Raw genomic sequence first — 24,840 nt, forward strand, 5'->3', positions numbered from 1 at the left:
AACGCTATCGGGTTTCATAGTAAACGCTCAAGCTTCAAATTCATGTCGCTACGGTCCGATGTCCACAGCAACACCTCCGTCAGAAATGTCAGAGCGTCCGTAGAGCGTAGCCTTCTGACGTTTTTGACCTGTTACCAGAACGACTTTGCGACACCTTGTTTTTGAACCTATTTGTCAGCTTATATTGGCAATATATCCTGTTCAGGTTCATTCATTGGTGTTATACTGATACCAGTATAGAATTCTATGAATATTTCTAAGTAATCTATCATATATTTCTTCTATCTTAATGATGAGGAGATGATAGATTTGGGTAAGAAAAAAGGAGGAAAAAAGATGAATGCCACAGTTGAAAGAGATAAAACACCCTCCGAATCCCTAAAGCAGTCTTTAAAAGAAATGAAATTAATGAAAGAAAAAAAGATACCAAAAAAGTCTTGGCGGGATTATATTGAGGAGCAAAAGAGGGAAAATTAGTTATGTTTTTCACTGTCATACCTACGCCTGTTTTTATCAAGGATATTGAATATTATAAGAAAAAGAAGAAATATAGAAAAATAGAGGACGATGTTTCTGAAATTGTCTCTGAGCTTGAATCTGGTAATCTTATAGGGGATGAGATAACTGGCCTGAGGCTGCCAGATAATCAAAGCTCTTACAAAGTTAGGGCTGCAAATTCAGACTCAAAAGTAGGAAAATCGAATGGATACAGAATAATTTATTATGTCATCAGAGATGATCAAGAAATTTTTCTGCTTACAATCTACTCTAAGAAGGATAAAGAGGATATTCCGAAAGAAGAGATTACCGATATAATTAATGCCTACTGTACATAAAGTTAATCAGTCACTCATTCGAGTGACTTTTTTTGTCTGTATATAGTGATTTGTTATATCCCTCCAGGTCGCAGCACAAAATCCCCTCCCAAGGTAAATTGTTGTGGTGTTTCTTTGAGAGGGGAAGATACTACAAGTTACTTTATTCCTATAATTTTTTATTCAAGCCAGTTACATAAACCATCAGTAGAATTGCCGGATCAGTTTTCTCCTCGGCAGCTAGAGCATTTAAATCTACAGTTATTAAAGGTAGTGCTGTATCAACCCAGTTGTTCCAATATTCCCCTCGACTCAGGTAGCCTTCACATCGATTCCTGAACCCTGTCCTGGGGAGGAAGCAGCGTTTTGCCCTGCCACTTGCGTCCTGTCCAGCGGAAATAATGGAACACCCCCCGCACCCACTCGTCCACCGCATGGGCAATCCATACCCCGATCAAGCCCATATTAAAATAGATGCCCAGCAGATAGGCCAGCGGAACCTTGATGCCCCACATGGAAATGCCAGCCATCATGAGCGGAAAGCGCACATCCCCGGCCGCACGTAACGAGTTGATGACCACATGGTTAAACACCCTTCCCGGCTCCAGGAGGATACAGAACAGCAGCACACTGGCGCCAGTCGCAATAATGACAGGATTGTCCGTGAAGACCGACATGACTTGATCACCAAAAAAGGACACCGGCACAATGACGCCAATGGTAATGATGAACGCCCATTTTAAGCTGCGCAGCAGCTGGTGATAGGCCTTTTCCTGCTCCCGCGCCCCGATCATCCTGGCAACGACAATCTCCGTCCCGTCTCCGATCGCCAATCCAAAAATCATGAAATAATAAACGATGGAATTCACATAAATATGGGTTGCAAGCGGGATATCCCCCATGGAGGTGACAATTCGGGTCACCATCATTTGGCTGAGATGATAAGACATCCACTCCAGCCCAGCAGGCACGCCGATCGTCAGCATGGCGCGAAGCTCCAGCCACCGCATTTGAACATAATATTTCAGCTTGATGGGAACGCCGATCCTTTTATACAGCAGAGCAAAAATCCAGACACAAGCGATCAGGCGGCTGACCAGTGTGGAAATGCCCGCCCCCAGCACACCTAGCTCAGGGAGCCCAAAGAAGCCGTAAATGAGCAGAGCGTTGCCCACGATGTGGATGATATTCATACCAATGCCCACGACCATCGTATCCCGTGTGTAACCATGGGCACGGACAACAGGACCGATCGTCAGAATGACGGCCTCCAGGAACAGCGATCCGCCAGCCAGCTGCATATAGATTTCGGCATGCCTGCTGACTTCAGGTGTCGGATGATAAAAGGACAGCAGCACATTATGAAATACAATAAAGAGAGTGCTGATCACAAGCCCTGCAATCAGGTTTACAGTGATCGCCGACGCGGTAACCTGACTCGCCTGCAGCTCCTTTTTTCCCCCCAGAAGCTGGGCGATAATAACGCCGACACCCAGGCCCAACAGGTTGAACATAATAATGCAGAACTCGATCAGCTGGCGCGATATGCCGACGGCTGAGACGACATTGTCGGAAATATGGCTCAGCATAAAGGTATCGACTGTCCCCATCATGATATGAAACAAGGACTCCACAAAAATAGGCCATGTGATTGAAAATACGGTAATCCTTTTGATACCCTTGGATGTACTCTGCACGGTTGTTATTCCTCCCTGATGACAGCAAACGTTTTCACAAAAAAACTGTTAGAATAAAAAGCTGTTTTTCTGCTTCGGTCTGAGCTATGTATGCGCAAATCTGATGCGTACTGCAAATTAAAAGCGGCGCTGACTGCACCGCCGCTAACAGCTCATTAATTTTGATTTTCGAAATGAATGAATTCCTCAAGCTCCTTGAAAAGCTTCTTCGGATTTACATTGTCCGGCACGACCAGCGTCAAAGGCTCATCCAGCTTAAGGACATACATGCCCAGGATCGATTTGGCGTCGGCCATGCCGCTCTTACTGTGAATCCAGATGTCATACGTATAATTGGATACAATCTTGTTGATCTTCTCGATGTCATTTACATCTTTGACCCTGATTGGTGTCATCATGAGCACCGCACCCCTTTTCTGTTGTAGCCAGCCGCCGTTACCGGAGCAGCTTTGAACCTATCCCTATCATACCTTTACCCGGATGCGGGGGCAATGCTCATTTCCGCCGTATTTTCCCTTACATTTTTCGAGTTCTTGTTCTGCTGCTCTTCCCTTGCTTCTGTTCCTGCTCCACATGCTTCAGAACCCGTGTTAACTGTTTGACCGAAGCATCCAGCCGGTCCAATCGGCTGCCAATGGTCAGCAGTACATATCTCAACAGGATCAGGCACAAAGCAGCCGGAAAACCGACCTCCGTAAAAAACGCCGCCACAGCTTCGATATTCCAGTTCACTTACTTCTGCCTCCTTTTTTGTTGTATCCTTTTTGAGAACTAGTGTTCCCCTTTCGGAAATTTATATACCGAATTTCTATACCTATTGGCTGTCGGCTTTACCGGTTAGCTGCTGGCTGTATCGGTAGGCTGTATCGGTAGGCTGTATCCGTAGGCTGTATCCGTAGGCTCTATCGGTTAGCTGTCGGTTGTATCGGTCGGCGGTTATCCGTCGGTGGCAGATGAGCAATCAGGAAAAATACGGTATGATGGAAGGAATGCTAATAACAAGGGCTCTGACAGAAATCATCAATGGACAATAAAGGAGTTATTTGATCATGAAAAAGTTCGTATTTGGCTGTCTCGTTGCCTTTTCGGGTGTGCTGCTGCTCTGTACCAAATATCTGCTGATCGGCATGCTCGCCATTGCCACCAGAAGCAGCTATGAATTCGTTGAATTGCATATCGGCTGGACACTTTGGCCTTACATCCTAATTGTCATTGGCTTGTTGTTTATCGCAGCGGATGGATGGAAGCATTTGAATGCCAGCTTCCCGAAGGATCAGATTTTTGAGAATGTGATGGGTAAGAAATTGGACTAGAAAAATACGAAGATCTGTGCCATAAATGTATTTCAAACGAAAGCAAACAGCCTCGAAATTAAATAACCTTTTTGATTTAAAAGAGCGAGTATCGCTGGTCGGATCTCCACCAATACTGCCCTATTTGTGAAAAGAAGCCGCTTTTGATCAGGCTGCCGGATCACATGGGTCTAATTCGGAAAAATTTGGGGAAACCGGGAGGGAAAATGCCAAAATAAGTGCGTCTCTGTCCGATAAAAGCTAAAAAGCAAAATTGTGTACCCCAGCTCAATGAACCTTCCGGGACACCTTCTTTAGGAATTATAGTTGTCTTAAGTGACTCATTAAAAGCCTGAAACTCCACCTCTGGATTCATCCTCAGCACGTTCAATAGCTTGAATAAACGACATTAAAGGTTCTTCACGTTTGTATTTTATAGCCCTCTCAGCCATACCTCCAGCGTCACGCCATTCCCAGTATGAGATAATATCAATAGACTGCAAGAAGTACATAGACAGAGCTTCAACAGGGTTAACAGCGTACCACTTCATAAATTGTTCATTTTTAAGTTGATCGTGCTCAAGATACTCATCTTTCATAAGATGGAGCAGGAGAAATATGTTTTCAGCATTGACGTTCACGATACGATTAATGAATGCATTACGTCGCTCAACCGTGTTCAGAATAATTTGCATATCGTTTCGGATACGCCAAGCTGCAGAAGAGATATTGAGCATATTGATTAGGTCATTGGTAGAAAGTTCAGGATTATATGGTGCCGACTCAATAATATGAGTCCAATTATCATCATTACCATTCTCGAACACTTCAATAGCATCCGAGACATTCAGGCCAATAGTTTGCCATTTTCGATTTAGAGCATCAGTTATGTGGTAATTATGCAATTTCTTTTCGCTGGCTTCCCCTTCTGACTGCCAAACTTGATTCATCCGTATAATGTCAATGATAGCTATCTCATTGGCTTTTTTGGACATTAGGTATCTTCCTCCTTAAGAAATTGTTAAAATGGCAATAGCAAAGCTAAGGAAATAAGTACTCTTTCCTTTGTTTGAGCGATATAATTCATTGTTCGTTTAACGTTCAATTACATAACTCATCTTATCACACTGAACGTTTAGTGTGCAATCATTCTTTAAAAGATATTTGGAGGTTTTTTCGGTGGATTATAATGAGTGGGTTTTACATTGCAAGCTTGGTGAAATAATTGAAAAACATGATGTGTCTACATTAAAGCTTTCTGAAGATATTGATCACAGAAGAACAACTATTATGGATTTAATTCATAACAAAGATATGGAAAACAAACGTATACCTGCTTCCTTAATTACCAAGCTATGTGTTTATTTTAATGTAACCCCGAACGATTTATTTGAAATCCGTAAACGTGTTGATTAAAAGTATAGCCCATCCCAATTTAGATGCTTAAATATAAAGTAGGGAAACCATTTTTATGGCTTCCCCTATTAAAGCATACCGCTCACCCACGTGATTTAACTTGAAGTCAATTTGTCACTAAGCACCTATAATACTCCATTTTCCGGACGAGTTCAGGAGTGTAATACTCTTGTCCACGTTCTTTTGCTTTAAAATGTACTTTCTTTGCATTTTTTGCTCGACATATCATTGCTGAAGCTTCTTATTTCACTTTTTCAGGCTCTGTTTGTTGTCGAGCCAACATATTTTCGTTTTAGGCAATCATCTCCTTCAAAACAGAAGCCTCAATCTCTAAATCGTTCATCTGCCGAATCGCTTCCATCCTTGCATGATCGTCTAGCTGATCTGCTAACGAGGTCAGCCGTTCTGCTTGATCAAGTAAATGATGGACTTTTATCATTATCTGTATATTTTTTCGTTCTGATTGTCAACTTATCTGCTTGGTTTCTTAATTCTCTGGCTTGCTGGTAATGCTCAGCGACCTGTTCTCTAATCGTTTCATACTCTGCTTGAGCCTGTTCAATCAATCCTGTCCCCCTACTACTGCCTGTACTTCTTTTGCCATTCGTTTCATCCTCCTTTGACTTTGGGCATGCAAAAAAAGCTCATTCCTACTCATGGTTCAAGTGGGAAAGAGCTTTTTGAAAGTTTATCAAGTGTTTGAATGGTTTAGTGTTAGTTTGTTGATTGTATTGTACGATCTTACAACTAAGATGTAAACCCAAGAGCAACAATCACCAATGTCCTCTTTCAAAATCATCACTTTCTAGTTCTTTAACATATACAGATATCCACAATACTGTACGTTCAACGGGATCAGTTTCAATAAATACTCCTTTAGGGCTAACATAGACTTCTTCAAAATCATCGTATTCAAAACTTGGCTCTATTTGGAGCACCTCATCAATATGCATCCCAATATAAATCTTGTCAAATAATAAACCTTTGTAACCTTTCGTTGCCGTTATCTTAAAGAGCTTCCCATTGATCAAATTGAACCACAAATCTACAGAATCTTTAATTTCATATCTAACAAAGAACTTCACTAACAACGACGATTTTTCATCCATCTTATCAATTACATCGTAGAAATGGCTTATATGAGTATAAAGTTTAACTCCTCCAAGTCCCACCCATGGTACAATTGGTGAATTGTTGTCAATCACTCTAATCCCTCCCGGTAAAGATAATAGTTGCAGTTTCTGCACCGTCTGTTTTATACACATTTTCAGAACCATCGACAACTTTTATGATCCCCTGATCATTTGTGCTTATTTTAACGTACGGACTATCCCCGTGCCTTCCTCCACCAGGTGAAACCTGCACTTGTGTTATATTTTTCTCCCCTCCAGTATTTTGAATTTTAATGATTTTTGCACCTGATCTTGATTTTTTAGAAGCCTGAACTGTAACTTCGTATCCTGCATCTTCTAACATCTTTGCAATTTCTTCTGCTGATTTACCGCTGAAAACTTTTGGATTTGACTTAAATGTTTCAATTGACGCCCGACCATTCTCAAACACAGCTTTTGGCGTCCCCTTAGGTGACGGAGGGTTCCTTGGTTTAGGATTATTTTGCCCGTCAGTAGAAAAATAGCGATACGAAAATCCACTACTCATTCCTCTAGAACCAGTTCTCATTCCTTTTGAGCCCGAAAGGTCAGATGCAAGTAACATTAATGAACTAGCTTTATGCAGTTTACTCGCAGCCTCTAAACTCATTTGATCCATTTCTGCTACCGTTAGTCTAGATAAATCCTTACCTTGCTCGCGTAGTTCATCTAGTTTTTTAAGGAGGAAGTAATTACCATCTAAATATGCCTCGGGTCTTTCAAACGCCCGAGTACCACGTTCCCATACAAGATAATAGTTCTGGCTGATATAAAAACCTTCTGCATTTCTATCTATGTGCTTCAATCTTTCCGGGTTCACTTTGAGCACTTCTGCCAAGGTAAGATCAGACATATCCTTAGCTCGAAGTCTCGCAAGTTCTTGCTCCTCGGCTTGTCGAATCCACCGTTCACGCACGCTTTGAGGAACCTGCTGATACGCATGAATTGTCGCTTTTGATTCTGTTAGCAGGTTTTGAACCAGATCTATTGGACCGCGGGAATGTGTCACATCACGGGCACTCGTAAACACCTTTCCCAAAATCCACTTGGTGTAATAGGCTTGCTTGGCCTGGTCATGCTCGTACTGGCTGATTAGCCCCTGCATTGCCAAATCCGCCAGGTGCTTTAATGGATGCGTTCCTGCCCCCTTGCCACCACCACCCCCGCTGGCGGTTCCCGTGCTGCGGACAGGAATAGCCGCGGTTGCCATCAGAACCGCACCCACTGCTATCCCCCCAGGTCCTGCTGCCATCGCAGCCCCCGCCACCGCTCCCATCGCTGGGATGGAGCCGAGCAGCTTGGACACCGTGCCCAGCAGGGAGTCAGCTTGCTTCTTCTCGGCAGGTGTTGTCACTTTGGCAGTGACGGACGGGCGGGCCGCAGCGGAAGCGGCGCTTTCCGCTTTCGCTGCTTGTACCGCTTCATACGCTTGGATGCTCATGAGCGGCGGCTCCGGCACAGGCGGAAGATCTGCCACATAGACAGGCGCTTTTACCGTGCCTTCCTGATAAATCACCGGCGCGTTCGTATCCGTCTCCCCGTCGAGCACCATGCTGCTGGCCCCGCCTTTTAAATACAGCCCCGTCCCGGCCTGGAGCGACAAGGTCTGCCCTGCATCCAGTTTGATGCTGCCGCCTTTTACCTCAATATCACCCGGGCTGCTGACGGTAATACCGCTGCTTTCATGCAGCAGAATGGACATTTCGCCAGGAGTGGATAGCGTCAGGCTGTCTGCCGCCATCTCCATGCCGCTGCCGCCCGCATGCCGCCATGCCTTCACCCCCGGCTCCCCTTGCGCATACCGCTGCTGCCGCAGCGAATCGGTCACATAAGCTTCTGCTTCACGGGCCGTTGGCAGGTACAACTGCACCTGATCCCCGATCTCCGGCATATCATACCAGCCGCTGTGCCCCTCCGCGACATAGCGGGTCGCTACTGGAAACCAGCAGGCGGTAGCCGGGTCCTGCTCAGGATCAATGTCCAGCTTCACCTGCACGCCATCCTGCTGTACCTGGAGCACTTTCCCCGTCAAAGTAACCCCCGTCACCTGCTCATTCTCATAACGGGCATACCGGATATCCTGCTCCGCTTGCAGATCATACTCGGTGTATAGCAGGCCATCCCGCAACCGGGTCATCGCCCGGATGACAACAAGCTCCTTGCCATCACCGATCGGCAAAGTAACAAAGTCACCCAACGCAAAGTACTGCAAGCTTTCCATGGAGTAAATCATATACGAGCCGTCCCGTTTTCCCTGTGATCCTGCTCTTGGTTCATAAAAGGTTTTGCGTGCCCGGTAAGAAACCTCCCGATCCAGCTTGAACTGTTTCCCTTCCGGCATCCCGAAAAAGAGCTTGGGCGAAGCAGCTGTCACCTCCGGCACCAGCACCGACCCGAAGCGAGAGGCAAGACGCTTCAGGAACGTCCAATCCGTCTCCTGATATTGTAAAACAAAAGCCCCTAACTTGGCATGGTCCGTAACGTTATCGATTAAATCACCGTACCTGTACTTGCGGACCAGCGCAGTGACCAAGTCGTCATAGGTGCGGTCAATATCCTGAAAGGAGCGCTTTTTCAGCAAAATATCCATCTGATACGAATGCGAAGCGGCCTCCAGCTCGAAGGTATACACCCCGCGTATACACTGCACCGACATGTGTGTGACAAGGCCATGAAAGAGCCTTCTTACCGATTGGCCCTGCTCATCGAGTTGGCGCAGAACAATGGGCTTGTCCTCCATGCTTTGACCGATACAGGCGGCACCCTGCTCCTCGGGCAGCACCCCACTGATATGTAAATAAGCGTGCTCGTTGATTGCTCTCGTAATCTTCAACTTTTCGATATGCTGAGGCTGAAAGGGACCATAGAGGCGCAGACTTTCGTACCCGATCCCGTTGTCGTTGTGCGATACACTCAAATGAATTCCTGACTCCTTTCTCCACGACTAGTGGCACTCCCGCCGCAGCCGTTAATCCAGTCCTGCCCGTCATTTTCGATCCGGATATGCCCGCAGTACAGACATTACTGTGTACACTGGCTGGCCTTCAATCAGGACATCGCTTTTTCCATTCAGCCACGGCATGGTCAGCACGGGCACGCACGGTGCCTTTTTCACACCGTAGATGTCCACCATCCCGCTGGTCTTCACCGCCGGATTTAGCGGATTGAAGCAAGTTCCCCACATTGCTTGTATTTTCATTGTTAGGTGCTGCAAGACCGTTAAGATGATGTTTGAGGCTAAGGATACACTCACCCGTGTAGTTCATGGCGTAGTCCTTTCAGTAAGAAATGAACAAAAGTTTGATAGGATATATTTAACATAGACCCTTTTATAAGTAAGTATCGGACAATACATACTTTTTGTCTATGTTTTTCATTGTTAATAGTTCCCTTTCCCTATGAATTTACAGAAAAACGAAGCTTCGGATCAGAGCATCCGGTTCTCGCATTAAATCTTGTCCGATGGCTCACAGCAGGTTAAATGCAAAAGACCTGTATACAGGAAAAGGTCCTCATGGCGAATTTGCCAGAGGACAAGCTTTCCGGGTTCAAGTCTGTTTTAATCTTACTTTGAAACTGCTCGCTTGTCGCATGATCCAGCCAGACTTATCAATATCGAGAAAATCCGATCCTGCCAAATGGGCTCAGGTAGCCTTCACATCGATCCCTGAACCCTGTCTTAGGAAGGAAGCAGTGTTTTGCCCTGCCATTTGTGTCCCGTCCAGCGAAGTGCCCCGGCTCAACAGATCTTCTGGGACACTTCCTTTCGACTAAACAGCAACGGATATTTTGTCCTGCTAAAGTAGACCAGTACACCTTAGGATCAGCCCTTAACCGACCCGGCCAGGCCGGAAACAAAGTATTTCTGGAACAGCAGATAGACACACAATGTAGGAATAATGGAGATCAGCACACCGGCGTTCAGCAGCGTATAATCGGTCGAGTGCTCTCCTTTGAAAGCAAGCAGCCCGGTGGTAATGGTCTTCATCGTATCCTTAGTGATAAAAATCTGCGCCAGCAAAAACTCGTTCCAGGTCGCCATAAAGTCAAAGATGACAAGCGTGGCGATGGCAGGCATAGACAAAGGCAATATAATCCTGAAAAATTTCCCCATATCCCCGCAGCCGTCAATCAGGGCGGATTCGTCGAGTTCCTTCGGAATGGTGCGGAAGAAACCGCGCAGGATCAGAATGCCAAACGGAATGCCAAAGCCGACATACACAAGAAAGATGCCGGGATATGTGCTGACCAGATGCGTTTTGTTCAGAAATATATTCAAGGGCACCAGTGTAGCCTGCATCGGGATCATCATGCCGACCAGGAAAAAGGCGAACATCGAATTGCTCCATTTAAAATTCAGCCTGGTCAGGGCAAACGCCGCGAGCGCTTCGATCAGAATGCCCAAGGGCACCTTGACGAGACAGATGAACAGCGTATTTTTCATATACATGCTCATTTTGCCCTGGTCCCACGCCTTCAGAAAGTTATCCCACTGAAATTTCTCAGGCAGCGCGTAGAACGGGCTTGTCATCAGATCCGCCCTCGATTTCAGCGCTGTGAAGGCGATAAACAGGACCGGGATCAAAAATATGGCCGCCAAAACGATCAGCAATACATACCGCAGCACCGTTACTGCCGGATGAACTCTCAATTCCTCCATGCTGCATCACTCTCTTTCTGCACGTTATACATGGGATTTCTTGGTTGTGTAATACACATAAGGAATGATGATAGTCATGGAAACCAATACAAGAATGAAGGCGATGGCCGAACCCATGCCGATATTTGCAAACTTGAAGGTCTGGGCATACATCCATGACGAGAGCACCTGGGTGCTTTCGGCCGGACCGCCGCCTGTCATGCCGTAAATGATGTCATACACTTTCATGGAAGCGATCAGCGTTGTAGCGATCACAATCACAAACGTTTCGCGCAGCAGCGGCAGCGTGATATACAGAAATGACTGATACGGTTTCGCTCCATCGATCAACGCTGCTTCATACGGGTCCTGTGGGATGCTCTGCAATCCTGCCAAAAAAAGCACCATGGGCTGTCCGATACCCTGCCACATGGCTGCAACGAATACAGCATACAGCGCGATATCCGGCTCTGCCAGCCAGGCGTGCTGCCAGCTTTCCAGTCCGAGCAAAGCCAGCATTTTATTCACAAATCCCTGCGTCGGGTTGTAGAGCCAGGTCCAGCCGGTGGCCACAACAATGCCTGACAATACGTACGGAAAGTAGAATACGCCGCGGAAAAAAATTCGCCCCTTCAGCTTTTTGTTCAGCAGCAGCGCAAGCCCCAGGCCTGCCCCCAGGATCAGTGTCAGCGAACCGATCATCCAGAACAGATTGTTTTTCAGCGCTCTCATGAATACGGTATCCTGCGTGAACAGTTCAGCATAGTTGCCCAGCCCTACAAACTCTTTATGAGGCGCAACTCCATTCCAGCTGAAGAAACTGAGAAAAAAGGTATACACCGCCGGCACAAATATAACCGTTAAGTAAATGATTAAAGCAGGCAGCAGGAACAGCCACGGCTTAAGCATTCTGGTTGTCATGCCATCCTCCTCATTTCTGTTTGCTTTTGTACGCAGATACGGCGTTCTCCATATTTTCAGCAGCCTGCTGCGGGGTCCACTCGTTCAGCGCCACTTTATCCTGTGCTTCGAACAGCTTCTGCACAACCTCCTGCGGAAGAGCCTGGTCAGTGATCAGGAAGCCGCCATCCTTTGCGCTGTCAATCAGCGGCTGAACATGTGGTGTCTTGTCGGAGACGGTGAAGCCCAGCGTAGCTGGTGAACCATAATCATCAATATATTTATTGACTACTTCAACGCTGGTTAAATACTCGCCAAGCTTGAGAGCCGCTTCCTGCTTCGCAGGGTCGGACGAGCCGTTGAGCTGCAGCATTTCAACGAACACGGATGCGCGGGCCGGCGTTTGTTCTGTCGGGAATTTGAAGACATCAAATTGTGCCGGATCAAAGCCATTTTCGGTAATGTTGCCGTCAAACCAGGTTCCTTCGTTAATGATTGCCCCCGATTGCTGGTAAAACAGCATTTCTGCTTCGCTTGGATCTAATGAGGAATAACCCATCGGGAAGTAACCTTTGTCCGTATATTCTTTAATTTTTTCAAACGTTTTAACGACTGCCGGATCGTTCCATGATGCCTCCAGATTGTTCAGCTTGTCATGCAGCTCTGGACCGGCAAAATGCTCCAGCAGCTGCTCGGTCAGGCGCATCGTATGCCAACCGCCTTTACTGCCGAAGGCCAGCGGGGTAACCCCATTATCCTTGAGCGTTTGCAGTTGGGACTCAAATTCGGCAAATGTTGAAGGCGCTTGCAAACTAAGTTTTTGATACAGCTCTTTCGGGTACCACATGCCCAGTACGTTCAAGTGCAGCGGAATCCCGGAAATTTTCCCGTCATACGTGGACATATCAATAGCGGTTTGATTGTATTTTTCCGACCATTTGTGCTCCTTTGCCACCTGAGTCAAATCCATGGTCATGCCATTTTCCGGGTAAAAGGAGCCCAGTGTGCCGCCCCACGTAAACCACATATCCGGCAGCGTCTTCGAGCTTGCAGCCACCTTGAGGTTTTCCTTGAACGGGTCCACCTCATACTGGGTAAGCTCCACATCGATATCCGGGTTAGCTTTTTCAAAATCTTCAACCGCCGACTGCAGCCATGCCCATCCCGTATTCAGTGTCCAGAAGGAAATGCTGACCTTGGGGCTTCCGGAGGAGGATGAACTATCCTGGCTCTGCTGCCCCGCATCCGAAGAACATCCCACCGCACTTGTCACCACAAGCAGAACACTAGCCAGCAATGCAACCCATTTTTTCATCTTGTATGTCCCCCTATGTTTGTTGGTTGATAGCTTGAATGCGCAGTGCCTGATAAGGCTTGCCCGGCAGGTCCACGCGACAGTTTCCTTCATAGGTCCCCGGCAGCGGAGTCATCGTCATGTTCCATGTATCAATCAGTTCAATGGTAAACGTGATGCCCTCCGGCAGCGGCAGCATGCGGAATCCCGGACGGCTTGAGCCAAAATAAGCGAGGTAATATTCGCCATCCACTCCGCCCGCAGCTATATCCCAGTGAAAATCCGTCTTCAGACGGTCCAGCTGCGGCCCGGCTTCGATGATTTGGCGAAGAAACTGAATTCTGGACGGGCTCTCCCCGTGCAGGGTTCCTCCGTGTGACCACCAGATGATATTGTCTTCATGCAGAAAAGTTTCCCCATGTGTGACATAACCACCATTCAGCATGCCTTGCCAGAAGCATTCCACCATCCGTTCCGCCGTGATGTTGCCCCATCCGTGGTTCAGATTTCCTTCATAGCGGCATTCATCCACAACAATGGGCTTTCGGAAGGTCTCCTGCCATTCCTCAACAAAATAAAGATCATGATGCTGGATGCTCGCATGTGTAACCCAGGGTTTGCCATGGTCATACCAATGCAGGTTGCTGCGATAATGGATGCCCGGATGGTGCCAGTTATGAATAGAGCGCAGGTGACCGTAAGGATCGCGCTCCTGAATGATTTTGAAGAATCGGTCCCAATCCCGCATCGTTTTGGCCTTCATCAAATCGAACTCATTGGCCAGCGACCACCAGATGTTGCGATACGCCGAGAGACGGGCAATGGCATAACGAAGATAAAAATCGTCCGTATCCGGGCTCATCTCCGCGAATCCCCACCGGTCATAAGGATGAAAAAGAATAAGGTCGGCCTCGATGCCAAGCTGCTGCAGATCCTCAATCCGGCGTTCAAGGTGCTGCCAATAGGCAGGATCGAATGCCGTGAAATCCCACCCTTCTTCCAGAGAGCCCACAAACGGGTACAATGCCGGTTCGTTCAGATTGTAATCATAGTGTTTCGGAAAAACACACATCCGTATTTTATTAAAAGCACCCGCTTCCGCCAGGCTGCGCAGGGTAAGCTCCTGCAGCTCTTCATCCTGGTGGTTCCATACATAACTCGTCGTTCCGAAGGGAAAGAAGGCTTTGCCGTCGGCATAAGTGAAATGGACTTCACGATCCACGCCAACGGGTCCGTGATTTTCTGCTGAAGGTTCAACACATATAAACGTGCCCTGTACTCGATTTAACTCAGGAACATTACTGACCGTCTCATAAGACCATTTCCCCAAGGTATCCGGCATAAAGCGTACACGGTGACAGCCTTGCCCGTCATAAAATCCATCTGCCTCAACAATCCGGTGTCCCTGACGGAAGTACGCTGCAAACGACACATCCGTAAAAGGGTTACCATCCTGCGGGCCGTTAAGGGAAAGCTCAAATCTTCCCCAGCGTTCAATTTCCGGTGCTTTTTCCGGCGCTTTCTCTAGTTCCTGCATCACTCTTGATTCGCCCCTTTCTCTACTGTTCATTCAAGCTCCTGCACCATTATTCTAATTATTAAGGCTTGGGGAAAGTAGCGGTCGAATCGGCTTTTTCATATGCGATTTTGACGTGATTGCAGATACTGCGGATGCTATCGGTCCCGGCAATAGATCATTTTTGCAAAATCATACGTTTTTTTGACTTGAGCCCGATAATGTATACTGGCTCCTTCCTGTTTATTGATTGCGGTATTCAAGAGGAGTGAGTCCCGTACGGTCCTTAAACAGCTTGCTGAAGTAATAGGGGTTGCTGTACCCGAGATCAGCCGCGATCTCGTACACCTTGCGGCCCGTTTCGCGCAGCATTTTTTGGGCGATTTCCATTTTATTGCGTATGATGTAATCGCTGAAATTTTCACCGATTTCCTTTAGAAAAACTCTGCTCAGGTACCCCGGACTGACGTGGATGGATTCCCCGACCTTGGCCAGCGTAACATCCTCCAGCAAATGCCGGTCCACATATTCCTTGGCCCTGCGCACAATAAAGCTGTCGCTCTGTTCGTTGCGGGGAAAACGCAAAAGTGCGGACATGTAAGCGTCAGGCAGGCTGGTAATATCCCTGCAGGGGGAAGGACCGCAAGCAAAGATCAGCCGCACGTTCAACAGCTCAAGCACCTTCTGCCGCATGCCCTTCAGATAACTTGGCATATCGCCATTCCCGGTATGGGGACGGACAGGCGCAATCCAAATGATTTCACGAAAGTTTCTGTGAAAAACCAAACCTCCCCAGTCCTTTGCCGCCAGCTTGCCCACGAGGTGCAAAATGGAAAGAAAGCGCAGCTGCTCCGCATCTTCATTCTCCTGAAACGCGTCGCATCTTTTACGGATAATGGCTAATTCATAACCTTCTTTATAGGGTTCGTCCGCCAGCTCGGGCAGAAGCTGCAAAGGCTCCGCCGGAAACGTAAAAGGATCCAGCAGCGATAAGCAGAGCCCGTTTTTTTCTTCTTCCGTACGCTGCGGCGGCTCATGTGAGGTCAGTTTAAGGCGGGAGATGACCTTTTGCATCGTGTCCGCAATTTCGTCTTCATCCATGGTCGGTTTATGCAGATAATCGGCAGCTCCCAGCCGAAGGGCTTCCCTTACATAAGAAAAAGTGTCATAGCTGCTGAGGAAAATAATTTGGACCTCCGGCTTCCTGTGCCTGATTTTTTGCGCCAGCTCAATCCCGTCCATACCGGGCATGCGGATGTCGGTCATGACAAAGTGAATGCTCTCTTGTTCCACAATCCGCAGTGCTTCTTCCCCGTCAGCCGCCTCGGCCTTCCAGCAGATCCCGAGACTTTCCCAATCCAGCATGTAACGCAGTCCCATTCTCACAATGGACTCATCATCAACGACCAACAGATTCCACATCTCTGCTCCCCCTTGTCTCTGATGCTGCCGATTTCAGCGGTATGTTAACAATAGCTTTCGTGAGACCCTCACTCCGCTCTAATGACAGTCCGTACGGCTCGCCAAACCTGAGCAGAATTCGCTCATGCACATTGCGCAATCCGATATGGTCTGTGCTCCCCTCTCCAGCCCCGTCCTCCTGCTCCCCGTTCTCTTCCCGCAGCGGAAGCTCTTTACCGGCAAAGCCTGTGCCGTCATCCGCAATTTCAATGGCGAGCGTTCCGCTCCCCAGATCCGGTCTTGCTGTGACGGAAATGCGCAGGGTTCTGTCCAGCCCTTTGGCTCCATGAAAGATCGCGTTTTCCAGCAGCGGCTGCAGCAGCATGGGCGGAATGGGCACATGTAAACATTCCTGTGGAGTATCCCAATCCACCGTAAAAACACTGGTGTATCTCAAATCCATCAAAGCAGAATAATCCTGCAGCAGCCGGATCTCCTCATCCAGCGTCACCAGTTCGCTGTCCAGCTTCATATTCGCCTGCAGCAGCCTGGCTAACGCTTGCAGCAATTTGGCAATATGGGACGATTGCTGCAGTATGGCCAGCATGCGAATGGAATTCAGCGTGTTATACAGAAAATGGGGCTGTATGCGTGCCCGCAATGCGTAGAGCTCGGCGTTGCGCTTCTGCCGTTCCTTCTCCTCAATGGACTGCACCAGCTTGTCAAGACGGCTGACCATCCTGTGATAGCTGCTTTCCAGGCGCCGCATTTCGTTGTCTTCGCCAACGGGGGCGGGAGCTTTGAAATTGCCCTGCTCAACCTGACGCATGGAGCGGATCAAGCGGTTGATCGGCCTTGACAGCTTTCTGGCCAGCAGCCAGGAAATAGCGGCAGAACAAATCACCGCCACCGCCGCCACCAGGAAAGTAAAATAGCTGATGGAACGGCTGCCTGCCAGCAGTTCCTCACGATTGACTCCCAGATACACCTTCCATTTCAAGTAACCGCTTTCAAGAAATACGCCGCTGTAGCCCTCCTGCCCCTGAGTGGCAGACGCGGCCACCTCCCAGCTGCCCTGCTGCTCGCCGGCACCGATGGACAGCAGTCTGGCCGCAAGGGCGGGATCGGATGCATAAATCATATTCCGGTTCTGATCAAGGACCGTCACCTTAACGGTTGGAAGCTCCAGCGTCTCTACAAATTTGGGGATAAAATCGGGACTGATGAAGATGGCCATAACAGCCAGCGGTTGATAGTTCTCGTCCATCAGCAGCCGGGAGCCGATCAGGGCGGGGAAGGTCCCGTCTTTAAACTGCCTGATCTCCCGCACACCCGTAATAGCAAAACCGCCCCGGTCTGCAAGCGATTGTCGGTACCAATCCTCATCCGTCACCTTTTCCTTGGGATTAATGACCGTGTTCCCGCTGATTCGGTAGCCGTTGACGGTTCCGTTCATACCATAGATCATTAGCCCCTTGATCGAGGAGTTTATGGAAGGATAGGCGCCCATGAGCCGGGCCATCGTTCTCTGCGCCTGGATTTCCGCGGTTCCCCACTGCTCCTTGGCCAAATAAGGCTTATTTAAAAAGCTGAAAATGTCAGGCAGATAATACGGGATCATCGTAAACCGGTCAAAATCCCTGACCTGGCGTTCAATGGATGTATTGAGCTGGGCCAGGATCACATTCAGATCCTGCTCGTTTCTGGCCTGCAGCATCATGGAGGATTTACGGTAGGCCATCGTCCCGATCAGCAGCGCCGGAATGCTGCTCAATAGAATGAACACGACAAAGAGCTTGGTCTGAAACCGGATGTTGGACCATTTACGCATTTCCTCACCCCTTGAAGTCTTAGATGCCTTAGAAGTCTTAAACTTGCCGGTTCGTACAAATCACTTATTGTCTGCCGCCTGCATCGCCAAAGCGGGCGCGGAGCAGGAATTACGTTCCACAAAACGTGTGTCGACGGAAAACTTGGCTTTGACCTGCGCACCACTTTCTATAAATTCAATCAGCTGATCCACCGCCAGCATGGCCATTCTTTCTTTTTCCACGTGAATGGTTGTTAGCTCGGGCGTCACAATGACCGATTCGGATATATTATCGAAACCGATGACCGAGGTGTCCTGCGGCACCCGGATCCCCAGCTCCGCCATCGTTTTCATCGCGCTGATGGCGATATAGTCACATTCGCAGAACCAGGCCGTAGGCAGTGGGCGACCGCTGTCAAGATAGGCGCTAAGCTGCTTTTTCAAACTTTCCTGGGAAGTCAGAATCGTCGGTGATACAGAAATCACATCCGCATCCGCAACGGTAATTCCCCGTTCCGCCAAGGCCTCCATAAATCCTCGTCTGCGCTCCTCAAAATTATGAATACGGATATCAGACGCCATGTATCCGATGGAGGTATGCCCGATATCGCAAAGATAGGAGCCCGCCTGATAGGCACCCATCACATTATTAATTTCGACGAATTGCACAGGCAGCGTGTCGTAGCAAGTGTCCAGCACCAGAAGATTGGGCAGGCTGTCATGAATAAATCTGATTTGCTCACGCGTCAAATTGGTGCCGAGCACGATGACACCATCGCTGCGCTTTTCTTCGGCAACCGTCTGGATTTCTTTATAGAAGGATTCCATGTCCACCGTTGAAAAAATAAGCACATACCCTCTTTGTCTGCATCTTTCTTCAATAAATTGAATCAGCTCCTTGAAAAAAGGCTGCTGGTAATACTTGTCGAGTACGATGCCGGAGTTCGTACATACCAGGAAAAGCAATGATTTATCGCTTCTGGCCGCTGCATTGGCCGATGCTCTGCTCTTGGGAATATACCCTGCTTCCTGGGCAATTTGCAGAATACGCTCGCGCGTGTCTGCTGAAATCCCCGGTTTTCCGCTAAAGGCAAGAGAGACGGCTGACTTGGATACGTTAGCCATTCTAGCTATATCTTCCATTTTCATATGAAAATTCTCCATTCCTACAAAGTTACGGACAGTTAAGAGAAGTTTATACTGTTTGCCGTCAAGTTGCAATGTTTAGATCGTTATTTTAGTGTTTTTTAGTTCATTCTACTAAAAAACATGCCATACCTCCTTAATATTGTGCTCATCATTAAACTATCAGGGTTTGAAAAGTATAAATGTAATGTGCTGTTTAGTTCATTTTTGCAGCCATGTGATGTTAATGCAGGAGAAAAACCACCGCATATCCCAGCGGTGGTACTATACAGCAATTAGCTGTGGATTTGAAAACCTTTGATGAAGTAGCCTATTTATGGACTGCAATGAGCAGGACATCTCCTTCAAAAGGATGCATATCCATGACCGTCATGTTATCCTGCGTCGATACCGGGGTCTTGGCAATACGTCTGTTTTCCAGGTCGAAAATAGTAATTTCGTAATCCGTGAGATCTGCATTTAATTTTAACACCGTGTTCACAGGAACATATATGGCCGCTTTTTCGTACCCCGGGGTCGCGGCTGCACGAATCTCACGGGTATTATTTACAACAATATCCCATGGCTGCAGACCGGTCAGATCATACATTTCAAACAGCCATTTGGCAAAGCCATAATCCCAGGCTCCCTCGAACTTTAAGGCCGTCGCCCAGTCGTAAGGAGCGTCGAAGCCTTCACCCATCACCCCGAAGCGCTTCCCTTTCTTATGCCAGCTCCATATTCCGTGCGCCCCATAGGTAATTCCCGCCCCCGCACCAGATAGCAGACTCTGCCAGACCGCTTTGCGGACATCAGAACGGGTATACCGTCCATACACCCTGCGGCTGAATCCCATCATCTCGTAGCACGGCTCCGCGTTCAGCACCGGCCTGGTCACGGGTTTATTATAAAAATCAAGCGCCATCTCATAGGACATATGCTGAAATTCGGAATTATGGCCGGACTGGTACATATAGAAGTCCAAATCCGGATGATGGATGAAAGCTTCAGGCAGTTCAACCAGCCGCCCCTGGATATGCAAGGTAGTGAGGCACTCCGGGCTGATCTCCTTCACAATACTGAGCGCGGTCCGATAATACTCATTTGCCCGCTCGGAAGGGAAATCCGTATCCCCGCTGATCACATAAATCGGATGAAATTTGGAAAAGATGCCTGCAGCATACCGCACATACGGCTCCACCGCCTCAAGCGGCATTTTTTTCTCCTCACGCAGCCGTCCCGCCCAAGTGTCGGGAATATAATTGCACCAAAGCAGCACCAGAGCAGGCACGAACCCTCGATCCACCGCCATTTGCACCATCTGCTCCGCTCTGGCGAAATAAGTCTCGTTCAGGGCATGAAAGTCGAAGCTGCCGTCCTGGTTGACCGCAAACGGCTTGATATCGAGATCACTGCCGCTCGCATCCCACTGCTGCAGCAAATTGATCTGCAAGACATTGAACCCCTGGCTTCTGCGGTAATCCAAATAATAAGCCCACTCTTCAAGCGTGATATTCGTAAATGCGCTCCAGACCGTATCCGCCAAATAGAAAAAAGGTTTCCCCTCATGGACGAAATACCGCTTATTATCCGATATATCCAGTTTAATCATCTGTTAGCCACCCTTCTAAAGAAAAACGGCAGGTTGCTCCCGCCGTTTTCCGCTAATTTACTCGTTTTACGAAGTCACCATGCTTGCCTCTGTATCCGTCCCGCCTTCATGCCGGGCTTCTTCCTCCGCCTCACGCTCTTTAACAAGCGCCTGTCTGTCAAGTGCTCTGAAGAACGGGTAGTAGATCAGCATACACACCGGGATCAGCAGCAGCTGCGCAAAGGCAAGCCGCCAGCTGCCTTCAATGATACCCAATGCGAAGATCGGTGTGCCAAAAGGAGGGTAAATCCCGATAGGCGCAGGCAAAAGTCCGAGGGTCGTTGCGAAATAGCCGATAATACAGCACACGACTGGGGCAAGGATAAACGGAACCGCCAGAATCGGATTCATGACAACCGGGATACCGAATATCATTGGCTCATGAATGGAGAAAAACGTTCCCGGAAGGCCCAGTTTGCCAATCGTGCGAAGCTGCTTGCTCTTGGCCAGGAAAGTCAGCAGCAGGGCGAAGGCAAGCATTGGCGCATAGTTGGCGAAGATTGACCAGAAGGCCACACCAATGATATTCGGAAGCGGGCTTCCGGCCTCGAAAGCATTAAGATTGGCAAGGTCAAGGCTCATCCAGATCGGCTTCATGATAGCCAGGGTCACGATGGCTCCATGAATGCCGAACATCCAGAGCAGCTGCATGACGATCAATGCGATAATCAGCGCTCCAAGCGAGCCTCCCAATCCTTCCAGCGGCACCTGCAGGTAGCTGTAAATCAATTGGTGAACTGTGACGTAAGAGGTCTGCATAAATACACCGGCAATGATCACAAACACGACAACAACCAGTACGGCGGGGATCAGCCCCATGAATGTTTTAACAACAGTTGGGGGCACACCATCCGGCATTTTAATGGTCCAGTTGCGGTCAACCACCCAGATATACATTCTTGCCGCAAGAAGCCCGACGAACATGGCCACAAACAGCCCTTGCGCACCCAGCCATTGAAACGGAATCGCCCGGACCGTATCGAAGGTTTCGACAGGCGTCAGTACAAGAAATGACAGCAGGGCCGTTGCGGCCGGAATCAGCGGGTCTTTGTCAAATGATTGCGCCAGTCTGTAGGCGATGAAAAAGACGGCATAAAGCGAGATAATGCCGGTTGTCATCGTGGACCCGAGACCGATAATGCTTTTAATGGGAGCAATCAGATTTTGATAGGGCTCCCAGGCAAGCGCAGAGAACAGCGTCGAAAACGCGCCGATGATCAGGAAAGGCAGCGTGGACATCAAACCGTTGGAAATCGCGCTCATATAACGGTTTTTCTGAATTTTCCCCGCAAACTTCTGCAATTTTTTAGTGATATTTTTCGATTCAGCCATCACAGTCAACTCCTAATTCAGAGTTAGATAAAAACCAAATTTTAGATAGCGCTTCCATTTTTCCTCCTAAGCAGCCTTTACAGCTTTAAGGCATCGGATAGCACTTTTTCACCGTTCATCATGCCATAATCAGTAATATTGATTACACTGACCTTGATTCCTTTTGGCTCATACTTTTCTCTGAATTCGTCCTCCAGATATCCTACCTGCGGACCGATCAGCAGAATGTCGGTTTTGTCGGCGTATTCAGGAAAATTGCTTTCCGACATCGCTCTGATTTCCACATCCATGCTGTCTTTTTGAGCGGCCTTTTGCATTTTCTGAACCAGCATGCTCGTAGACATTCCCGCTGCACACACCAGTGTAATTCGCTTCATCATGATTCCTCCCCGATATTGACAGTCTGTTGGTCTTGGTGTTCGTATTGGCCGATTCTGCTGTAAAGCTCTATCATATGTGCCGCCAAGTCCTTGATTGTAATGGCCGACATCAAATGATCCTGGGCGTGAACCATCAAAAGCGTCACCTTGTGCTCCAATCCGCCCGCCTCCTGTTGAATAAGACGAGTCTGCAGCTTATGCGCTTTCACAAGTTCGTTTTTGCTTTCCTCCAAACAAGCTGCAGCCTGTTCCGCATGTCCCTTTTGCGCATGGCCGATCGCTTCCATGGCCTTGCTTTTCGCGAAGCCAGAGTTTGTTATAAGGCCCATTATGATTTCCTGATATTCATCCATGCTGCCACCTCGTTTGTTTCGATTTACGGACTCAGTGTACCGCATCCATGCGAAGGTATATATTCATTCCTTTTCCGCTGCAAGCGGAAATGCCTTCTATCAATGAAGCTTGTGCCTTACAATAATGCGGGAAAAATCGCTGAAATTCTCGCATTCCAGCAGCTGCCGGATCATATCCGGGCTGTCCGCGATCCTGATTAACTGATCATACATCTCCGTGGGAGAGTCGGTGCCGTTTCTGCTGATGCTGAGCAGACAAACGAATTGCACCGGCTTTCCCGCCCAGTCGATAGGCTGGGCAAGCGTGCAAATCGCCCACACGGTACGGCTGCTCTGCGGAGTAATGGGATGCGGGATGGCAACCAGATTCCCGTATGAAGTCGGGGCGGCTTGCTCCCTTTCCAGTACCAATCCCACAAATCCCCCGGCCGATTGGACCAGTCCCAAATCATGAATTTTGGCGCCAAGAAAGGAAATGACCTCTTCGCGGGATTTGAAGCTCTGTTTTAAAAACACAAGCTCCTCCATCACATAACGGAGGGTAACATCCCCTTCTTCTGTCAGCAGATTCCTGATCTTGTGCAGATCACCGCCGCCGAGAAGCGTTTCAACGACCACAACGGGAACAGGCAGCGGCTCTTTGATCGGGATCGTGCTTACCAGAAAATCGATATTTTCCAGAGAAAGCTGCTTAAGCTTGTAGTACTCGGTCGTACCGGCGATCTCCAGCTGTGAACCGAATTTGCTTTTCAGCTTGTAATAGAGAAGGCGGGCGCTCCCTACACCCGAGGTGCAAACCACCAGACAGCGTTTAGGCCGCTGTATGCTGGGGGATCTCTCCATCGCTGCCCCGATGTGAATCGCCAAATACCCCATCTCGGCTTCGGGGATGCTCATGTTCATTTTGCTCTCAATGAGTTTGGCAGCAATGACTCCCGCCTGAAAAGCCAGCGGATAATTGGCCTTCACCTGATCCAGCAGCGGATTGCGGATACTCATCCCGTATTTGAGACGATTGAGGGCAGGCTTCAGATGCAGACAAATTCCTATCAACAGCTCTTGATCCTCTTTTATATTAAGCTTCAAGTCTTTCTCAATTTCTTCAATAATCTCTTTTCCCAGCTTATATATTTCCCGGTCAATAAGCTTCGCCGCATCCGCTTCTTCCTTGCCGACTGCGGAAATTTCGTTAAACCACCTGGTGCCGCCCAGATGCATGGCAATATAAGCAATCTCTGCTTCCGGAAAAGGAAGCTTGAGCTCTTTTTCAATAAGCCTCACAATCCGCCGGGAAACCTCGTATTCTTCCATCCCGCGAAAATGCTGCAATTCATCCGAAAAACTGCATAACTGGTTTCCTTCCCTGATGCGCCTGCAGGCGATGGCGATATGAGTAACCAAATTGCTGAAAGCGATATCGGATAACACAACATTGAACTTTTGCGTCTGCTCCAAAATAATGCTCTGGATCACAGTCATTTCTTGCGGGGTAACGATGGATGCAAACCCGCTCTCACGACTGCCGGGCCCGCCCCCTGAACGGTTGACAACAAATTCGGACATGCAAAAACGAAGCCGTACCTCGCTCCCTTCCAGACGGACGCCGTAATTCGGACGCGCATCGATACGTACCCCGTAAGCTTGCAGCGTTTTTTTGACCTCCCGAAAATCGTTTTGCACCGTAGACCTGCTGACATACAATTCATCCGCCAAATCTTCAAGCTTCAAATAACCGCCTGCCAGCAGCAGCCGTCTGATCAAATAAAGCTGGCGGTATTCCGGCAAGCCCGGATCATCAGGCTCGTGGTACGAAAACAGCTGCTGCAGCAGCTCCTTGAACGCACGATCATCATGAATTTTCAATTCGTATCCTCTGGACCTTACAGGCTCAATCGTTGCTCCCCGTCCGGCCAGAAATTCGTCCAGCTCCCTGATATCATTGCGGACGGTCCGTGAAGTAACCTGTATTAATTTAGCCAGATGCTCACTCTTGACGGGCGCATCCGCAGCAAGCAAATGCTGCAGAATTGAAATCATACGGGTATTCATGCTGACCACCTTCTGAACC

At 48.4% G+C, this 24,840-nt stretch carries 23 protein-coding genes and 1 pseudogene; 4 read left to right on the top strand and 20 right to left on the bottom strand.

What is annotated here, in order from left to right; genetic code table 11:
- The first annotated feature begins 309 nt into the window (after positions 1–309).
- Entirely contained in the window at positions 310–477 is a 168-nt protein-coding gene (locus ACI1P2_RS01480) for a hypothetical protein (protein ID WP_355316164.1), read from the top strand.
- 2 nt (positions 478–479) lie between these two features.
- Positions 480–836 (top strand): type II toxin-antitoxin system RelE/ParE family toxin, encoded by a 357-nt coding sequence (locus ACI1P2_RS01485; protein WP_355316165.1) that lies wholly within the window; start codon positions 480–482, stop codon positions 834–836.
- Positions 837–1,138: 302 nt separating this feature from the next.
- Here ACI1P2_RS01485 and ACI1P2_RS01490 read toward each other — a convergent pair whose 3' ends face one another.
- The 3 genes from ACI1P2_RS01490 to ACI1P2_RS01500 form a co-directional block, all read right to left on the bottom strand.
- A complete protein-coding gene (locus ACI1P2_RS01490) occupies positions 1,139–2,512 on the bottom strand; it encodes an MATE family efflux transporter (protein ID WP_355316166.1) in 1,374 nt (457 codons plus the stop codon).
- Positions 2,513–2,667: 155 nt separating this feature from the next.
- Positions 2,668–2,910: an HPr family phosphocarrier protein gene (locus ACI1P2_RS01495; protein WP_355316168.1), complete on the bottom strand. Its 243-nt coding sequence runs from the start codon at positions 2,908–2,910 to the stop codon at positions 2,668–2,670.
- A gap of 118 nt (positions 2,911–3,028) precedes the next feature.
- Entirely contained in the window at positions 3,029–3,244 is a 216-nt protein-coding gene (locus ACI1P2_RS01500; RefSeq protein ID WP_355316170.1) for a hypothetical protein, read from the bottom strand.
- A 317-nt stretch (positions 3,245–3,561) separates the two neighbouring features.
- On the opposite strand from ACI1P2_RS01500, the gene ACI1P2_RS01505 reads away from it, so the two are divergent.
- Positions 3,562–3,825 (top strand): hypothetical protein, encoded by a 264-nt coding sequence (locus ACI1P2_RS01505; protein WP_355316172.1) that lies wholly within the window; start codon positions 3,562–3,564, stop codon positions 3,823–3,825.
- Positions 3,826–4,148: 323 nt separating this feature from the next.
- Here ACI1P2_RS01505 and ACI1P2_RS01510 read toward each other — a convergent pair whose 3' ends face one another.
- Positions 4,149–4,799: a hypothetical protein gene (locus ACI1P2_RS01510; RefSeq protein ID WP_355316174.1), complete on the bottom strand. Its 651-nt coding sequence runs from the start codon at positions 4,797–4,799 to the stop codon at positions 4,149–4,151.
- Positions 4,800–4,983: 184 nt separating this feature from the next.
- Between ACI1P2_RS01510 and ACI1P2_RS01515 the strand changes: the two genes are divergently transcribed.
- The gene (locus tag ACI1P2_RS01515) at positions 4,984–5,220 is read left to right on the top strand and encodes a helix-turn-helix domain-containing protein (protein WP_355316176.1); all 237 of its coding nucleotides are present in this window, start codon (positions 4,984–4,986) and stop codon (positions 5,218–5,220) included.
- Positions 5,221–5,633: 413 nt separating this feature from the next.
- Here the strand turns inward: ACI1P2_RS01515 and ACI1P2_RS01520 are convergent, their stop codons facing one another.
- The 16 genes and pseudogenes from ACI1P2_RS01520 to ACI1P2_RS01595 all read right to left on the bottom strand — a co-directional run bounded on the left by ACI1P2_RS01520 (position 5,634) and on the right by ACI1P2_RS01595 (position 24,821).
- Positions 5,634–5,786, bottom strand: coding sequence for a hypothetical protein (locus tag ACI1P2_RS01520; RefSeq protein ID WP_355316178.1), 153 nt, complete (start codon positions 5,784–5,786; stop codon positions 5,634–5,636).
- A gap of 207 nt (positions 5,787–5,993) precedes the next feature.
- Positions 5,994–6,425: a hypothetical protein gene (locus tag ACI1P2_RS01525; protein WP_355316180.1), complete on the bottom strand. Its 432-nt coding sequence runs from the start codon at positions 6,423–6,425 to the stop codon at positions 5,994–5,996.
- 1 nt (position 6,426) lies between these two features.
- Complete coding sequence (locus tag ACI1P2_RS01530) at positions 6,427–9,288, bottom strand: contractile injection system protein, VgrG/Pvc8 family (protein ID WP_355316182.1); 2,862 nt, start codon at positions 9,286–9,288, stop codon at positions 6,427–6,429.
- Positions 9,285–9,552 (bottom strand): annotated as a pseudogene (locus ACI1P2_RS01535) (PAAR-like protein); the annotation flags it as partial. The pseudogene ACI1P2_RS01535 and the gene ACI1P2_RS01530, both read right to left, overlap by 4 nt.
- A 642-nt stretch (positions 9,553–10,194) precedes the next feature.
- Entirely contained in the window at positions 10,195–11,031 is an 837-nt protein-coding gene (locus ACI1P2_RS01540) for a carbohydrate ABC transporter permease (protein WP_355316184.1), read from the bottom strand.
- A 24-nt stretch (positions 11,032–11,055) separates the two neighbouring features.
- Complete coding sequence (locus tag ACI1P2_RS01545) at positions 11,056–11,931, bottom strand: carbohydrate ABC transporter permease (RefSeq protein WP_355316186.1); 876 nt, start codon at positions 11,929–11,931, stop codon at positions 11,056–11,058.
- Positions 11,932–11,941: 10 nt separating this feature from the next.
- A complete protein-coding gene (locus ACI1P2_RS01550) occupies positions 11,942–13,225 on the bottom strand; it encodes an ABC transporter substrate-binding protein (RefSeq protein WP_355316188.1) in 1,284 nt (427 codons plus the stop codon).
- 13 nt (positions 13,226–13,238) lie between these two features.
- The gene (locus tag ACI1P2_RS01555; RefSeq protein ID WP_355316310.1) at positions 13,239–14,741 is read right to left on the bottom strand and encodes a DUF5605 domain-containing protein; all 1,503 of its coding nucleotides are present in this window, start codon (positions 14,739–14,741) and stop codon (positions 13,239–13,241) included.
- Positions 14,742–14,963: 222 nt separating this feature from the next.
- Complete coding sequence (locus tag ACI1P2_RS01560; RefSeq protein ID WP_355316189.1) at positions 14,964–16,142, bottom strand: response regulator transcription factor; 1,179 nt, start codon at positions 16,140–16,142, stop codon at positions 14,964–14,966.
- Positions 16,120–17,952 carry a cache domain-containing sensor histidine kinase gene (locus ACI1P2_RS01565; RefSeq protein ID WP_355316190.1) on the bottom strand — a complete coding sequence of 611 codons (1,833 nt, stop codon included), beginning with the start codon at positions 17,950–17,952 and terminating at the stop codon, positions 16,120–16,122. Before ACI1P2_RS01565 ends, ACI1P2_RS01560 begins: the two co-directional genes overlap by 23 nt.
- A gap of 60 nt (positions 17,953–18,012) precedes the next feature.
- Positions 18,013–19,080: a LacI family DNA-binding transcriptional regulator gene (locus ACI1P2_RS01570; RefSeq protein WP_355316192.1), complete on the bottom strand. Its 1,068-nt coding sequence runs from the start codon at positions 19,078–19,080 to the stop codon at positions 18,013–18,015.
- Positions 19,081–19,387: 307 nt separating this feature from the next.
- Positions 19,388–20,668 carry an apiosidase-like domain-containing protein gene (locus ACI1P2_RS01575; protein WP_355316193.1) on the bottom strand — a complete coding sequence of 427 codons (1,281 nt, stop codon included), beginning with the start codon at positions 20,666–20,668 and terminating at the stop codon, positions 19,388–19,390.
- Positions 20,669–20,734: 66 nt separating this feature from the next.
- The gene (locus tag ACI1P2_RS01580) at positions 20,735–22,039 is read right to left on the bottom strand and encodes a PTS sugar transporter subunit IIC (RefSeq protein WP_355316195.1); all 1,305 of its coding nucleotides are present in this window, start codon (positions 22,037–22,039) and stop codon (positions 20,735–20,737) included.
- A 77-nt stretch (positions 22,040–22,116) separates the two neighbouring features.
- Positions 22,117–22,416: a PTS sugar transporter subunit IIB gene (locus ACI1P2_RS01585; protein ID WP_355316197.1), complete on the bottom strand. Its 300-nt coding sequence runs from the start codon at positions 22,414–22,416 to the stop codon at positions 22,117–22,119.
- The gene (locus ACI1P2_RS01590) at positions 22,416–22,772 is read right to left on the bottom strand and encodes a PTS lactose/cellobiose transporter subunit IIA (RefSeq protein ID WP_355316199.1); all 357 of its coding nucleotides are present in this window, start codon (positions 22,770–22,772) and stop codon (positions 22,416–22,418) included. Before ACI1P2_RS01590 ends, ACI1P2_RS01585 begins: the two co-directional genes overlap by 1 nt.
- A 99-nt stretch (positions 22,773–22,871) precedes the next feature.
- Positions 22,872–24,821: a BglG family transcription antiterminator gene (locus ACI1P2_RS01595; RefSeq protein WP_355316201.1), complete on the bottom strand. Its 1,950-nt coding sequence runs from the start codon at positions 24,819–24,821 to the stop codon at positions 22,872–22,874.
- Positions 24,822–24,840: the final 19 nt, after the last annotated feature.

The sequence above is a fragment of the Paenibacillus jiangxiensis genome (assembly GCF_046098255.1).
GTDB lineage: Bacteria > Bacillota > Bacilli > Paenibacillales > Paenibacillaceae > Paenibacillus > Paenibacillus jiagnxiensis.